This window comes from Streptomyces endophytica, assembly GCF_026153355.1.
GTDB lineage: Bacteria > Actinomycetota > Actinomycetes > Streptomycetales > Streptomycetaceae > Streptomyces > Streptomyces endophytica.
Genome location: NZ_CP110636.1, coordinates 5855957 through 5870964, shown reverse-complemented (window position 1 = coordinate 5870964; position 15008 = coordinate 5855957). Strand labels below are relative to the sequence as shown.

11 protein-coding genes are annotated in these 15008 nt (G+C 72.5%); all 11 read left to right on the top strand.

Annotated features, from left to right (window positions below):
- The first annotated feature begins 4 nt into the window (after positions 1-4).
- The 11 genes from OJ254_RS26290 to OJ254_RS26240 are packed head-to-tail and all read left to right on the top strand — an operon-like array spanning position 5 to position 15000.
- Complete coding sequence (locus OJ254_RS26290) at positions 5-1810, top strand: hypothetical protein (RefSeq protein WP_265364350.1); 1806 nt, start codon at positions 5-7, stop codon at positions 1808-1810.
- The gene (locus OJ254_RS26285; protein ID WP_265364349.1) at positions 1807-5256 is read left to right on the top strand and encodes an AHH domain-containing protein; all 3450 of its coding nucleotides are present in this window, start codon (positions 1807-1809) and stop codon (positions 5254-5256) included. Before OJ254_RS26290 ends, OJ254_RS26285 begins: the two co-directional genes overlap by 4 nt.
- A 9-nt stretch (positions 5257-5265) precedes the next feature.
- Entirely contained in the window at positions 5266-5775 is a 510-nt protein-coding gene (locus OJ254_RS26280) for a hypothetical protein (protein ID WP_265364348.1), read from the top strand.
- A complete protein-coding gene (locus tag OJ254_RS26275; RefSeq protein ID WP_265364347.1) occupies positions 5772-6227 on the top strand; it encodes a hypothetical protein in 456 nt (151 codons plus the stop codon). Before OJ254_RS26280 ends, OJ254_RS26275 begins: the two co-directional genes overlap by 4 nt.
- Positions 6218-7999 (top strand): hypothetical protein, encoded by a 1782-nt coding sequence (locus OJ254_RS26270; RefSeq protein WP_265364346.1) that lies wholly within the window; start codon positions 6218-6220, stop codon positions 7997-7999. Before OJ254_RS26275 ends, OJ254_RS26270 begins: the two co-directional genes overlap by 10 nt.
- A complete protein-coding gene (locus tag OJ254_RS26265; protein WP_265364345.1) occupies positions 7999-8379 on the top strand; it encodes a hypothetical protein in 381 nt (126 codons plus the stop codon). Before OJ254_RS26270 ends, OJ254_RS26265 begins: the two co-directional genes overlap by 1 nt.
- Positions 8379-8939, top strand: coding sequence for a hypothetical protein (locus OJ254_RS26260; RefSeq protein WP_265364344.1), 561 nt, complete (start codon positions 8379-8381; stop codon positions 8937-8939). Before OJ254_RS26265 ends, OJ254_RS26260 begins: the two co-directional genes overlap by 1 nt.
- The gene (locus OJ254_RS26255; RefSeq protein WP_265364343.1) at positions 8932-10248 is read left to right on the top strand and encodes a baseplate J/gp47 family protein; all 1317 of its coding nucleotides are present in this window, start codon (positions 8932-8934) and stop codon (positions 10246-10248) included. The genes OJ254_RS26260 and OJ254_RS26255 overlap by 8 nt, the downstream gene beginning before the upstream one ends.
- Entirely contained in the window at positions 10245-14357 is a 4113-nt protein-coding gene (locus OJ254_RS26250; RefSeq protein WP_265364342.1) for a LamG-like jellyroll fold domain-containing protein, read from the top strand. The genes OJ254_RS26255 and OJ254_RS26250 overlap by 4 nt, the downstream gene beginning before the upstream one ends.
- Positions 14354-14713 (top strand): hypothetical protein, encoded by a 360-nt coding sequence (locus tag OJ254_RS26245; protein WP_265364341.1) that lies wholly within the window; start codon positions 14354-14356, stop codon positions 14711-14713. The genes OJ254_RS26250 and OJ254_RS26245 overlap by 4 nt, the downstream gene beginning before the upstream one ends.
- Positions 14710-15000 (top strand): hypothetical protein, encoded by a 291-nt coding sequence (locus OJ254_RS26240; RefSeq protein ID WP_265364340.1) that lies wholly within the window; start codon positions 14710-14712, stop codon positions 14998-15000. The genes OJ254_RS26245 and OJ254_RS26240 overlap by 4 nt, the downstream gene beginning before the upstream one ends.
- Positions 15001-15008: the final 8 nt, after the last annotated feature.

Here is a 15008-nt window from a genome sequence, read left to right as displayed (position 1 = left end):
AGGGATGCCACGGTTGTCGTGTCACTTCCCGATCACGGTGTCGGTCGTCGGAGCGCCCTCGGCGGCGGGCATCGAAGAGCTCGGCCGCGTCGTCGAGCAGGCGCTCGCCGAGCGGCTCCGGCTGGCCCGCCGGCACCTGGAAACCGTGACGGCCAGGGAACCGGCCGCTATGAGCGAGGCCCGGGAAACCGAGGACCCCACGCGGGTCGGCGTGACCGGGCGGGTCTACCGGGTCCCCTCCTACGAAGGCGGCGGTGCGCTGAAGCCGGTACGCCTGACCACCGACGCCCCGCAGCCGCGGGATCCGGCGGTGCTCTCGGACACCGAACTGGACGCCGAGTACCTGCACGCGCGGAACTGGCTGCTCGGCCACGGCCCGGCGGAGCCTGCCCACGCCGAAATCAAGGCGTACGCGGAGGCGCTGGAGGCCGAGTTGCTCCGGCGGGCGGGTGGCGCGGCGGCCGGGCCGGTGGCGCGGCGCCCGGGCCCCACCGTCACGGTCACCGGGGGGCGTCCGCCCGGCCGGCCGCCGGTCGCCCCGCCCGGGGTGCTGGGGGGCGGTCCGGCGCCGCCGAAGGACAGGCAGTACCGGGTGACCGCCTCAGGCGCGGGAGGGACATACGGCGAGCACGATCTTCCGCACCTGCTCGGAGAGCGGGGCGTGCACGCCGTGATCACCTCCTCCGGACCCGGCGCGCACCGGCCCAATGAGCCCGGCTTCGACTTCGTGGGGATCCAGCGCGGAACCCGCACCATCTGGCTGGTCGACAACAAGGCGCTCAACGCCCTCAAGGACATCGACGGCGAGACGGCGACAGCGCTCGGGGTCAATCTGCGCGCCAGCCTGGAGCGGGCGATCGACAAGATCCGGCCGATCGCGGAATTCGACGGGAAGGCGGATCTGCTCCACCGGCTCGAAGCGGCGCGGGACGCCGTCCGAGCCGGTAAACCGATCCCCGCCGAGCTCAACATGAAACTGGCGGTGACCAACGCGGGCGGCTACGCCACCGGTGCGCGCAACCTGCCGACGCAGGCGGAGTTCGTGGACCTGGTGGGCGCACAGGCGCGTGCGGCGCGGGCGGCGGACATCGCCGCGGCGAAGGAGGTCGGGGACGACCCCACCCGCCCGCGCTCCCACGCGGACACCGAACGCATGCGGCGCCAGGTCGGCGGAGTGCTGTCCCGGCGGCCGGTGAGAGTGCGCCTGGGGGTGCGGATCGCGAGCAGCCTGAAGAGCGCCGGACGGGGCCTGGCCACGATCGGCGCGGTCGTGATCTGGAACGCCGCCATGTCCCGCGTGGACCAGGCCATCGAGGACCGGTTCCTGGACCGGTGGGCGAAGCCGAAGCTGGCGGCGCTCGAACCGGAGATCCAGGCACGCCTCGACGACCGGCTGGAGGAGCTCGTCGATCTTCAGCTCCGGCATCCCGGCAAGCCCCTGTACGCCGTCATCGGTCTCCTCACCACCCTCGAACGGGGCGGGGAGGACGACACCGAACTGGAGAGCGCCGACCTGCGGCTGACGTCCGTGTCGGTCGCCGCCGAGCGGGTCGAGCACAGCGAGGTGGAGCACGTACGCACCCACCCCTGGCACGGGATACGCGAGGTCCGTGACCTGATCCGGACCACCTACTCGGTCGAGCTGGACCCGCTGGGCAAGGCGGAGCTGGCCACGGTCCTGTCGGCGGAGATCGCGGCCGAGGAGGAGGCGGCGGGCGCCCGCTCCGCCACCCCCGAACAGCAACGCGCGTCCCAGCGGCGACGCGACCAACTGGCGGCGCAGCTGAAGCAGGTGGAGCAGGCGCCATGACCGGAGGAAGGGACACGCTGAACGTCCGGCTGCATCTGCCCGAGTCGGTGACGTTCGACGGGGACCCGGCCGAGGAACAACGGCGGGCGCTGGAGCAGGTGTTGCTGCGTGCCGTCGCCAGCGCGGCGACCGGGGCTCAGGAGGGCGGCTGGCCGGTCACCGCTATGCCTCCGCCCGCGGGCGAGCCACCGGCCACGCCGCCCACCACGCAGGGCCCGCCCGCCGGCGACTTCGAGGCCGAGGCGGGCGCGGAGCCGCCGGCCGGAGGGGGGTTGCGGCTGGCCTTCGGGCTGTCGGCGGACGGGGTGGAGGGCACGGCGGACCAGGCCGGGGAAACCGGGACGTCACCAGCCGCTCCGGACGCCCCCGCGCCGGCAGCCCCGGCACCTGCCCCGGCCGCCGCGGCACCGCCCCGGACATCCACACCGGCCGGCGCTCCGGCCCCGCCGCCGGCCGAGGACCGTCCCGCCGGGTCCGAGCCGTCGGCCGACGGCCGGGACGAAGTGATCGAGGGGCCCAGCGGCCTCGAAGGCCGAGCGGTGATCATCCTGCCCGGCACCCGGATCGTGACCCTGGGAGGAGCCACCCGCCACGTGCGGGCGAGCAACCTCACCCGGGCCGTTCAGCTGGGCCGGGCCGTCTTCGGCACCACCTCGTTCGCGCTGCTGGAGGGCCCCGTCGGGGCGGCGGACCGCAGGATCTGGGTGGTCGCGACCACGCCCCCGGTGTCCACCCACGACCTGGAGGTAGCCGGTGGCGAGGTGCCCACCGGGCAGCAGGTGGCGACCGTGCTGCGCAGCAAGATCCTGCGCGCCGTGGAGGACCCGGCGGGGCACCGCTACGACATCGTCACGGTGCTGACGAAGGAACGGAACCCGCTGACCGCCGACCGCGAGGCCGGCCTGCGGCTCTACGAGCGACTGGCGGCGGGCGGCCCGGAGCTGGCCGAGGAAGAGGCCGCCCAGCTGGTGTTCGGCGACCTCGACCGGCTCGTCGACCAGGTGCTGGGCGGGGACGACGACCACCTCCAGGCGGCGGCGGAACGGCTGGCGGAGCTGGACGCGGAGGCGTTCGGCCTCGTCGACTGGCGGACCAAGTCCCGTTATCTGACCGTCCTCATCAAAGCCTGGACGTGGGAGAGCCAGGAACACGCGATCGTCGAGATCATGCGGTCGCTCCGCAGCGTCACGGAGCTGGATTCCGTCCAGGAGATGCTCGCCAAGGCCGGTCTCGCGACGCAGCTGTTCGAGGACCTGGGGGACACCCTGTGGGACCTGCTGGTCACCGTGGGCGCCAGGTTCGGCAAGAAGGAGCCCTTCACCGTCGCCGCCGTGGGCCGGCTGGTCGAGGAGGCGTTCCAGCTCTCCCCGGAAGTGCGGGCGGCGATCCGCGACAACGTGGTGGTGGGCGAGACGGTCCGGCTGGCGGACTCGGTGTGGGTGGAGGTCGAGGCGGCCGTCGGCGCGGTGCTGGGCCTGTTGCGCGGCATGGTCGAGGGGCTGGCGATGCTGGTGACCCGCCCCGCGCAGATCCTGGAGGGCCTCGGCCAACTGGCCCGGATGGTCGTGATGTTCCAGCTCGCCGGATGGGGCTATGCGCCCGCGCAGGCCGAGTGCTCGCTGGTGGTGAAGCAGATCGGTGCGAAGCTGGCGGACGGCTTCCGGGGTGCGGCGGTGCTGCACGTCGGCGAACACGTGGCCGCCAGGATCAAGTGGGCCCTGGTGGTCGAGGTGGCGTCCTGGTTCGTCGGCATCGGGGAGCTCAAGGCGGCGGCCGAGGCCCTCGGTCTGAGCGAGAAGCTGGCGGTGGTGGCGCGGTTCCTCGGTCTGGTCGGCAAGGTCGCGGAGACCGCCGAGGGCCAGCTGCTCGCGTCGAAACTGAGCCGGGTCGCCCGCGCGATGCACACGGGGAGCACCGTACTGCGCGAGGTCGAGGGCGAGCGGGAGGTCGTGCGGCTGCTGTCGCACCTTCCGGTCGAGGACGACCGCCGGCTCGTCGAGCTGCTCGAACGCCTGGAGATCGCCGAAGGCAGCCCGCTGGCCGAACTGCTGGCCCATCCGGAACTCGGGCCCGTGGTGCAGAGCTCGTTGCGCAAGGCCGAGATCCTGCAGACCCTCGCCGCCAAGGCGAGCGGCCTCGGCGAGGAGTTGGGGCAGGTGTTCCGGCACCTCGCCGGTCCGAGCGGCTTCGAGGAGAAGGAACTGGCCGCGCTCGCCGAGGCACTCGTCGCCGGTGAGGGCGACTCCTTCCTGGCCGCGGTGCGGCAGATCGGCCTCACCCGGATCGGCCCGGGCGCGGAGGTCGGCATCGACTTCCTGACCGTGGTGGCCGCGGACGTCCGCCGGATGGACGGGGTGCGGGAGGTCGGCTGGCGGGTGGTGCGGGTGGCCCTGGACGAGGCCGGCGGTGAGGTGGCGGCGTTCGACGCCCTCCTGCTGGAGATCGCACGCCTGCAGGACGAGGCCCGCCGCACGAACCGGCTCGCCGCCTTCAGCACCCTGCTGGAGCAACTGGAACGGGGCGACGCCACGGCGTGGCGCCTGGTCGCCGGCGCCCGCGCGGTGGTCCCGCAGGTCGAGCACGCGGCCGTGCTGGCCAGGATCCGGTCGATCCGGGCCCGGTACCGCGGGCGGGCGGTGCAACGAGCCGCGATGGAACGGCAGTTGGAGTCTGTGCGGCGGCTGTCCAAGAAGAATCCGCAGCTGGCGATGGAGATCATCGAGAGGTTCGAGGAGCGCCGCCTGGACCGGGCGGGCAGCTTCGCCGACCCGGAAGACCTGGCCGCGGCCTGGGACGACGCGTCCAAGTGGGCGAGCCGGGACGACAAGGCCCTGCTGCACGAAGCGGGCGAGGCACGGCCGGAGGCTCCCGGCCTGTCCGACACACCCCACCAGCCGGTCACCACCGGCGGGCGGCCGTCGGACGCGCTGGAACGCAACATGGCAGAGGCCGGAGACCCCCGCCCACCCGGCCACGACACCCACCACATCGTCGCGGAGGGCGACCCGCGTGCCGAGATCGCCCGCCGCATCCTGAAGGACGCCGAGATCGATGTGCGCCAAGGGGCCGAGAACGGTATCCACCTGCCGCGCACCTCGACCGATCCGCGCACCGTCCCGGAGGCGGTGACGCGGCACCCCACACTGCACACCGACGCCTACTACAAGGAGCTGACCCTCCGTCTGCTGGAGGCCAAGCGGTACCACCACGTCCGCGAAACACTGGCGGTGATCAAGGAGGAGCTGAAGAACGGGCAGTTCTTCCACGTCGAGGACGGCGCGACCCGGGGCGAACGGTTCGCGGACTGGCTGATGCAGCACGAGCAGGAATTCAACTGGCTGGAGACCGACGAGCTGGCGGAGATCATCGAGGCCACCCGCCGCCGGCCCCGCGCCACGCCGGGGCCCGCCGCCGCGCCGCCCGCGCCCGGGAGCCCGGAGAGGTAGGGGAGAGCCATGGCCGGCGGAGTGAACGTCCCCGTCCTGATCGGCGCGGTGCCGCTGCTGACCGTCACCAGCCTGACCCTCAACGAGGGCTACCAGGTGGCGCGCATCGCGGGCAGCAAGCTCGCCCAGCTGGTCTCGCCGACGACCAAGACCATCAACGTCGAGGCGGTGCTGGTCGGACGGACCCGGCTGCTCATCAAGAAGGGGCTGGAGGCGATGGCGCTGACCTCGCGGGCGCTGGCACCGGCCACCGCTCCCGCGATGAACCTCGCCGGGCTCCCCGTGGTGTGCGGCATGACCATCAGTCTCGACATGCAGATCACCAGCCTGCGCTTCACCCAGTCCAACCAGAAGCGCGACGCCCTGGACGTCAGCATCACGCTGGAGCACGTACCACGCTCCGGCCTCACGGCGGTGGTGGGGGAGGCGCTGGAGATGGCGCTGGCCGCGGGCACGGCCGCGGTGCCCACGGTCAGCGACATGGTGCCGGCGCGGCGCCAGCTCGGAGGCCCGGTATGAACCCGTCCGCTCCGATTCCCCCGCCGGGCCCGGCTTCCCCGGCCGGCACCGGCCCGCTCGCCTTCCACCAGCTGCCCGTCGAGCCGGACGACGGCCTGCCCCAGGCGTTCACCTGCCTGATCGGTGACACGCCGTACGACTTCGGGGTGTACGTCAACCTCGACGGCGGGGCGGACGATCCGCCGGGGACCCTCTACGACCTGGCGGCCCCGGCAAGGGTCAGCACCCCGACGGCGCCGCCCGGCTACCTGGTGCTGCGGGTGATGCGTCCGGGACCCCAGGGGCCCCAGGTGGAGTTCCTGCGCAAGCTGGTCGTCGAGCCCGGACTGGTGCACCGCAGCGCACGATTGGCGATCCGCCTGCTGGAGGCCAGGCTGGCGCGCGGCAACCTCAACGGGCCCGGCCACTACGGCAGCCGGATCGTGATCGGGGTGGCACAGCTATGGGAGTGATCCTCTGGTACCGCCTGACGTTCCCGAAGCTTCGGCTCACGGTGTCCAACGACGTCTCGGGCGGCCTGATCCTCAGCGACGCCGACATCACCGTCGAGTACGGCTTCGGGCAACCGGGCCGGTTCGACATCCATCTCGCCGCCCTGCCGCTGTCGGCGCACCGGACGCTGGCCGACGCGCTCACCGGCGAACGCGGCACCGACGGCGGTGTCGAGGTGGAGATCACGCTCGGCTACCTGGAGTCCCCCGGCTCTCGCAAACCGGTCCTGACCGGACGGGTGGACGGCATGACGGTCTCGGAGCGGTTCCCGCCGCTGGGCGTCCGGCTGACCGGTTTCGAGGAGGCCGCGTTCAAGCTGCTGACCACCCAGAACGTCGCCGGCAAGGACGGCCGGCCGCGAACCGCCCAGCTGTCCAAGGCCGATGCCACCCCCGCCGAGGCGGCCGACGCCGTCGTCCGGATGGCACACGCGACGCTGGCCGACGGCGCGACCCCGAAGGAACCGCGGCGGTCCGGCATCAACCTGGACGCACCGAACGCCTTCGGGCTCCTCGAACAGCTCGCGGGCCAGTACGGCGCCGAAGTACTGGTGCAGGAGGGCGTGGTCCAGTTCGGCACCGCCGTCACCCACCCGCCGGCCAAGGGCCCGCCGCTGCCGCCGGACCCGGCCGCCGTGCTCGCCCTGCTCACCGGCGAGGACAGCCTGATCGTGCCGGAGAGCAGGGCCACCGCGCGGCTGGCCGAATTCGCACCGGTACAGGTCGGCGCGACCGGCAAGCAGCGGATGGTCACCGACCTGCCGGCACAGACCTCGGTGCCCGCCTTCGACTTCACCGTGCTCGGCCTGCCGGAACTGCGGGCCGGCCAGCGGGTGGCGGCGAGTGTGGCGGGCTACCAGAACCCGTTCCAGGGCTTCCGGATCGTCCAGGTCACCCATTCCTTCTCGGCGCGCTCCGGCTACGTCTGCACCGGCCGCGCGGCGGTCCTCAAGGACGGCGGCGCCAACCGGCGCAATACCGAAGCCGCGCGTCTGGGCAGCCCGTCGGCCATCGCCGACGCCATCGCCGGGCGCATCAAGGACGCGCGCACGGTCTCACCGTCGATCGACGCGGGCCGGATCCGCTCGGCGAAACCCGACGAGCGGGTGGCCGACATCGGCTACGGACAGGACGGCGCCGCGTCCGCCGTCTCCCCGAGCGTCGACCTCCCCGTCGACGACGGACCGCTGCTCCGCGACAAGCCGCTGGTCTCGCCGTTCGCCTGGCACAAGGTCGGCCTGTCGGTCCCCGTGTACGAGGGGATGCGGGCGCTGCTGAACGAGGTGCGCGGGTCCCGGGAGGACTCGGTCGTCGCGGGATTCCTGTGGGCCAACGACGAGGCGATGGACCGCCCGAAGGCGCACGCCGGTGACTGGTGGCTCTGTCTGCCGACCAAGCTGTCGGCCGGCACCCCTCCTCGCCCGGAGGGCAAGGGCGTCAGCGACCTCACCGCGGCGGACGGCCGCCGGGTGGTGGAGGCGGTCGGCCTGAAGCTGACCGTCGGTACGTCCGGCTGCTCCGACGTCGGGGAACGGCCCGACGAGGGCCCGCCGGAGGAGTTCGTGCTGGCCCACAGCTCAGGCGCCGAGGTGCGGATCGACCAGGACGGCAACATCACGGTCACGGCCGGCCCCGGCAAGGACGTCACGGTCTCCGCCAGTGGCGGAAAGGTGGCACTCAGCGCAGGCGGAGCGAGCTTGACGGTCGGTGAGGGAAAGGTGGCGATCAGCTGATGTCCTTCGTCCTCACGGAGGGCGCCGTCCTCCAGTGCTCGCACGGCGGGCAGACCCGTCTCACCACGGGGAACCCGACGGTCACCGTGAAGGGCCACGGCGTGATCGCCGCCGGTGCGGAGGTCGGCTTCCAGTTCGGTGCCGCCGACCGGCCGGTTCCCGGCATGATCGCGCCCTGCCCGGTCCGGACGCCCGACGGGTCGTCCTCGCTTCCCTGCACCATCGCGGCGCCCACGACGCCGGCGGGCACGGCGAAGAAGCTCATGGTGGGCGGCACACCGGTCCTGCTGGACACGGCATCCGGAGCCACCGTCAGCAGCCCGACCCCCGGCACCTGGAGCGTCGCCGATCCCGGCCAGACCATCCTGGAGGCGATCTGATGACCGACCCCGGCATCGGTGCGCCCGACGGCCTCGGGCTCCCCGGTACGTTCCCCGGCGTACCGGACCTCGGCCTGCCGGGTTCCGGACCAGCCGATCGGGGCGCCCCCAGCCTCGGCCGCAGCCTCACGGCCGACGCCGGCGACCTGGTCATCGACGAACGGACCGGCGGTCCAGCGGAGGTCGAGGGCCTGGCCGCCCTCGCCCAAGCCCTGGTACTGGCCGTGGAGACCCAACTCGGCAGCGACCGCATCAACACCCGCTTCGGCTTCGACCGCCTCGCCGTGGGCCGCTACGCCCTCGGCGTCCACGCGCGCAAGGAGTACCTCAAGATGGAGCTGGTGCGCTGCCTCAGCGCGGACCGCCGCGTCACCGACGTCCGGGAGGTCTTCTTCCAGGACGATCCGCGCTACTTCGAACTCCGGCCGGCCCTCGACGGCGCGGCCCGGCAGCGGATCGTCGACGCGACCCGGAGCAGCCGTGGCTACACGGTCTTCGCTCTCGTGGAAACCGTCGCCGGCGACACGCTGACGCTTGAGTCAGGGGGACGCCTTGAATGACCTCGACCGCTTCGGCGTGACCACGGAAGGCTTCGTGCTCAAGGGCATCGACCGCATCATCGCCGACCAACAGGCCCGTGCCCGGGCGATGTTCGGCGAGGACGTCGACCTCACCTCCGGCAGCGCCCTGCGCAAGGTCCTGGATGCCGCCGCCGTCCACGTGCACGAGCTGTGGCGCGGGCTGGAGGCGCAGTACTACGCCAACTTCGTCACGACCGCCCAGGGCCCCGGCCTCGATCTGCTCGGAACCGATCTCGGTCTGCCCAGGCGCTTCCTCCAGGCCACCGGTGAGGTCTCCTTGACGCTCGCCGGTGCGGAGCCGGAGCGGCGGTTCATCCTGCCCGAGGGCACCGTGATCGAGACCGCCGAAGCCCCCAGGAAACGCCTGCGCACCACCGCGGCCGTCCGGCTGTCGGCCGGTGCGCCCCCGGTGACCGTCGGCGTCCGAGCCGTGGAGCGCGGCCCGGCCGGCAACGTCGCGGCCGGCGTGTCGCTGCGACTGGAACCCGTCTGGGCCCAACTGCATCTCAACCTGGGCCCCGCCACCGTCACGCCCGCCAACCCGGAGCCGGTCACCGGCGGCGAACTGCTCGAACCCGACGACGCCTACCGGTCCCGGCTGCTCGGCGTGCCCCGCACGCTGTGGACCCAGGAAGCCGTACTCGCCCAGATCCTGGACGTCCCAGGGGTACGGGATGCAGCGATCTTCGATCCGCTCGGCGGAGTGGACGCCTCCCACAGCCGTTTCCACACCTTCCTCTTCGGCCAGCGCCCCTTCGCCACGCAGCGGCAGATCGGCTCGCCGTACTACTTCGACGTGGTCGTGGCGGTCGAACCGGGCTGGCCGTGGCGCCGGACGGACGGCGACATCCCCGCCGTCCACGACGCCGTCGTGGAGACCGTCCGGCAGTGGCGCCCGGTGTCGATCTTCCCCAACGTCAATCCGGCCAACCAGGTCGACGTGGGCATCCGGGCCGCCCTGGTGGTCCAGCCCGGCCACGACCCGGACGCGATCAAGGGGGAGATCCTCGCGGCCGTACAAGCGCGGGTGGACCGGCTGCGTCTCGGCAGGGGGGTCCTCCACTCGGACATCGTGCTGATCGCGCGCTCCACCGCCGGTGTGGTGGACGTCCAGAACCTGCGGCTGCGCCGCTGTGCCCCGGCCTTCGGCGACGTGAGCCACTCCGGCGCGGTGTTCGGCAACGCACAGGAGCTGTCCGTCGGCGAGAACCTGCTGCTCGCACCCGACGAGATCGCCCGCTTCGCCCTCGACAGTCCGCTCATCGACATCCAGGTTTCGAGCCAATGACCACCGACTTCCTCGACATCCTGCGCGGTGGCCTCACACCCGCGTACGACCGGGGCATGGAACGGCTCGCCGTCCCCCTCGTGCCACACGTGGACGGAACCCTGCACGCCCGGTACAGCTTCCGGAGCTACCTCGACCACTACGGGCGGCTGCCCGATTCGCCCCGGTACCTGCTCACACCCCGGCGCGAGACCACCGAACCGCTCGTCGTACGGGTCTCCTTCACCCGGAAACCGGGAGCGGCCGAGGAACACGCTGACGTCCGGATCCCCGAGGGATGGCCGGCCGGAACGAGCCTGGCCGTGGAGCTGCCCGGCCGCGCGGCCGAGCTCAGCCACCAGGTGACGCTGACCCGGGTGCAGCCACTCACCCCCGCGTCGCAGTCGGCGGCGGACTGGGAGGTCACCGCGTTGCTCGGCAACCTCGTCAAGCTGCTGTGGGCGATCGGCCGCGACTACGAGGAACTGACCCGCCAGCTCGGCGACGTGGCCGCTCAGCGCTATGCCCGCAGTGCACACGGGGCCAGCCTGGACCTTCTGGGGGAGGACCTCGGTGCCCTCCGCTTCCCGCCCCGCCCGTACGACTGGGACGACCTGACGGTGGCCCTCTACCACCTGGACGACCGGCCGGCGCCGGAACAGTCACCTGCGGCGCCCGGCCCGGAGCCGGAAGTGCGCCAAGTCGTGGACAGCGGAGTGCAGTTCGGCGCCGCCGGTCACCCGGGGACCAATGCGGGAGCCCGCAGCGGCCGCACCGGGCGGTTCTCCGCGGCCTTCGAGTTCGCCGGTCCCGGCAGCATCACCATCGACGACAGCCCGGACTTCGACGTCGGACCGGACGCCTCGCTCACGGTCGAGGCGGTCGTCAGGCCCGACCGGCAGACGGCACGGACCGGAGCCGTCATGGCCAAGTGCGCGCTGCTGAGTTCCGCCGGCACACCCGGCTGGTCGCTCACCGTCGGCCGCTTCCGCGACATCGCACACAACGTCCGGCTGTCGGTCTGCGACGGCGGTCCGGTGACGGAGCTGTTCGCCGACCGGGACCTCGGCGACGGGGCCTTCCACCACATAGCGGGAGTGGTGGAGCGCCTTCCCCGGCCCGCCGGCCAACCCTCCGGTCCGCGTCCGGCCGTGGTACGGCTCCACCTCGACGGAATCGAGGTGACCCGGCAGCGGCTGGGCCGTCTGGGTGCGCTGTCCAACGACGCGCCCGTCGTGCTCGGCCTGGGCCGGGAGTCGCCGGCCGGCACGAGTCCCGATGCCCAGTACGCGGGTCTGCTGGAGGAGGTCCGCATCTCGCGGACGGCCCGTACGACGTTCGAGCCGGTGACCGGGGAAGGAGACAACCATTACCGGACGCGCCTGGCACTCTTCCAGCGCTGGCTGGTGCCCACACCCGACGCGCTGCGGGCCGCACTCAACGAGACCGGACCGATCGGCGGCCACGAGGCACCGTTCGAGGTTGTCGAGGCCACGAACCAGCCGGTGACCGGCACCCTCGCGCTGCGCGTGCTGCCGCTGCCCCTCACCCAGGGACAGAGTGTCGCGGCCGACGGCGACCAGCGGGCCAGCGAGGCCGAGGCGGTCGGCACCCCCGAGGACGAACCGGACTTCGACCCGGCCTGGCTCTGCCGCGAGGAGAGCAGCGGCTCACCCGACTTCGGCACGAGCGAGGACAACCGGCTGATGCAACTCGGCGTCAGCCTGACGCTGGCGGACCTGGTCAAGCGGCTCCACGACGAGCCCGGAACTCTGCACGTCCGCCGGTCCTACGACCGCAACGCCCCCGACCTGCACCGGGTCGGACGGGCCCTCCTCCTCGACCACGACACCCTCACAGCGGGGGAGCTCGGTGTGCTTGCCCACGCCGCCGGGTTCGGCTGGGTCCAGCACACCCGCGACGGCCTGGTACACGTCGCCCAGCCGCCCGGCCCGGCCTTCCGCATCGACACCTCGGGCCATCTTCCGGTGCGACCGGGCGACCCCGTCCCCCTCAGCCTGCATCCCGACCCGACCCAGCACCCGGGGACCGAGGTCCACTGGTCCCTCACCCGCTCCGGCCCGGGTGACGCCACGGTGAGTCAGGGCGCCCGGCCCGTGCTGCACCCCACGGCCGCGGGAGAAGTGACCATCCAGGCCGACATCACCCGCGCCGGCCGCACCCGGAGCTGCGCACAGGCACTGCGCATCGGACTGCCCCCCGACGGGCTCGGCATCGACGCATCGGTCGACCGCGCCGGCACGCCCGGCGTCACGGAGGAAGGGGCGGCCGGACCACCGACCGACGACTTCGACGAAAGCTGTCTGGTGCTGCGCACCGAAGGGCTGCCCGGTACCCGCATCGACTACGGCACGGACCTCGCCCACCGGCGGATGCAGCGCGTCACCGCGCTCGCCCTGGACGAACTGCTCGGGCTCCTCGGCCCGGACGGCACGCTGACGGTGGACGGCGCCTACCAACCGGACCAGCCGGGCCTGCGGGGCCAGGGACGGGCCCTGGTGCTCAGGCACTCCGTGCTGTCCGCCGGCGAGTTGTCCGTCCGGGCCTTCGACGCCGGATTCGACTACGTCAAGGTCGCGCAGACCGTCCCGCCCGCGGCGGCGGCCGCACCCCATGTGGAGGTGGCGGTGGCGGCCGGCGAACAGATCGGCGTGCGCGGCCCCACCGAGATCACCGTGGACGAGGAGGCAACGATCGCGGCGTCGCCGCACCCCGCGCCCGCCGAGGCATGCTTCGCGCCCGACGGCGGACGGGTCTACCTGTCCCTGCCGGGCAGCCACCGGATCACTTCCTTCACCGTCACGGCCGGAACGCCGCAGGACTTCCCGCAGTTGAGTCCCGCCGCCTCCGTGCCGGTGGATCCCTTCCCCGGACCGCTTTCCTTCTCCGGCGGTCGGCTGTACGTGGCACACCCCCTCTCGGAGGCGGTCGCGGTACTCGATCCGGCCACCCTCTCTCCCACCGCCCCTGCCCTCGCCGGGCCGCGCCCGGTGGCCCTCGGCACCGACGGCAGCCGGCTCTTCGTCGCCCATGCGGGCGACCGCACGCTGCGCGCGTACGATCCGCAGACCCAGGCGCAGACCGGCAGCCTCGTGCTGCCCGGCGTTCCCGTCGCCCTGGCGGTGAGCCCGAACAGCCCCGTACTCGCCGTCCTGCTCGACGGCGGACGGTTCTGCGTGGTCAGCCGGGCCGGGCTCCAGCTCCAGGGGAGTGCCCTCGCCACCGCCCCGCACACCGACGTGCGGACAGCGGTCTTCACACCGGACGGGACGAAGCTGTACGTGGCCTGCGTGCAACAGGACTCCGGCACCGGATCCGTCCGGGTCTACCCGAGCGGTGCCACCACGCCGAGTGCCACTCTCGAGGGCTTCCCGGGCAACACCCTGCCCCTGACGCTGTGCGCCGCCACCGACGGCAGGCATGTGTACGTGGCGACGGCCGGGTCCGGCCCGGCGGCCGGGCGGGTGCACATGATCGACGCGACCGCCGACCGTTTGCTGCCCCTGGCGTTCAGCCCCGGCGGGGACTGCCGCGCGCTGGCGGTCAGCCCCGCAGCGGCCCCCTACCGGCCCTGTGTGCTGGCGGCTCCCGAGGAGGCGGCGAGCGTACTGCTGGCCGACCCGGCACCGCTCGACCGGTCCACTCCTCTGCCACCGCAGTTGATCTCCCGACAGGTGCTGGGTCCCGGGGGTGCCCAGGAACTCAGCTGGTCGGTGACCTCGTCCGGGCACGGCCGGGTGGAGGCTTCATCCCTGGCCAAGCCCGTGAGCCGGGTCCGGGGCCGGGCCCCCGGAGCCGTTCTGGTGCGGGCCGGCTACCTCACCGTCGGAGGGCCGAAGCCCTACCAGTGCGAGGTCCGGCTTAACCAGGAACTCGACGACACCGGAGCCGAACTCGGCAAGGACCGCTACGACTTGGTGCTGAACATCCTCAACTGGTTCCACCCCCTCGGCGTGGAGTTCCGTACCGAACGGCTTCGGTCCCACGTACGGGAGTTCGCCGGCACCACCGCCGCCGACCTGCTGCCGGCCTACACCTTCCCGACGTACCACAGAGCCGACCAGCCGCGGCCCCGTTTCCTCCCACCGGACAAGGACGAGCAACGATGATTTCGATCCCCAACTACGCACCGAAGTTTTCCCACACGGACTGGATCGACAACGAGGACCGTGTCCAGGCGGGCGGCGAGAACGGCTTCAACATCAGGTTCCACAACCTGGAATCCGAGTTCGCAAGCCTGGCGAGCGTCCTCAACCCGCTGATCGGGGCGCTCGCCAAGCAGGAGACCTGCCTTTCCCTGGTGCCGATCCTCGCCCCGAGCAAGCAGGTGGACCAGCCCGCGACGCCACCGCTGACGCCGCAACCGGGCCAGCCGCTGCCCCCCCCCCGCCCCCGGTGCACTGGGAACTGGTCAACGATTTCGCACAGAAGCCGTCGGCGGCCACGGAAGCTCACGGGATCATGAACATCGCGCTCCCGGACGGTGCCGAGATCAAGTCCCTGACGATGACCGGTACCCGGCAGCCGTCGACCGGCGTCATGCCGACGGCCTTCCTGCGCCGTCGCGTCGTCGCGGGTGATGAGGGAGCGCAGGAGATCGTCAAAACCAGCGCCTTCGGCGTTCCGGCCGTCCCGTCGGTACCGGCCGTCGTGAACAACCGGACCCACCGGCACTTCCTGCAGGTGGACCTCCCGACGGTGCCGGTCGGGGACACCGTCAAGCTGTTCTGCTTCCAGATCACCTACCAATGATCAGGACG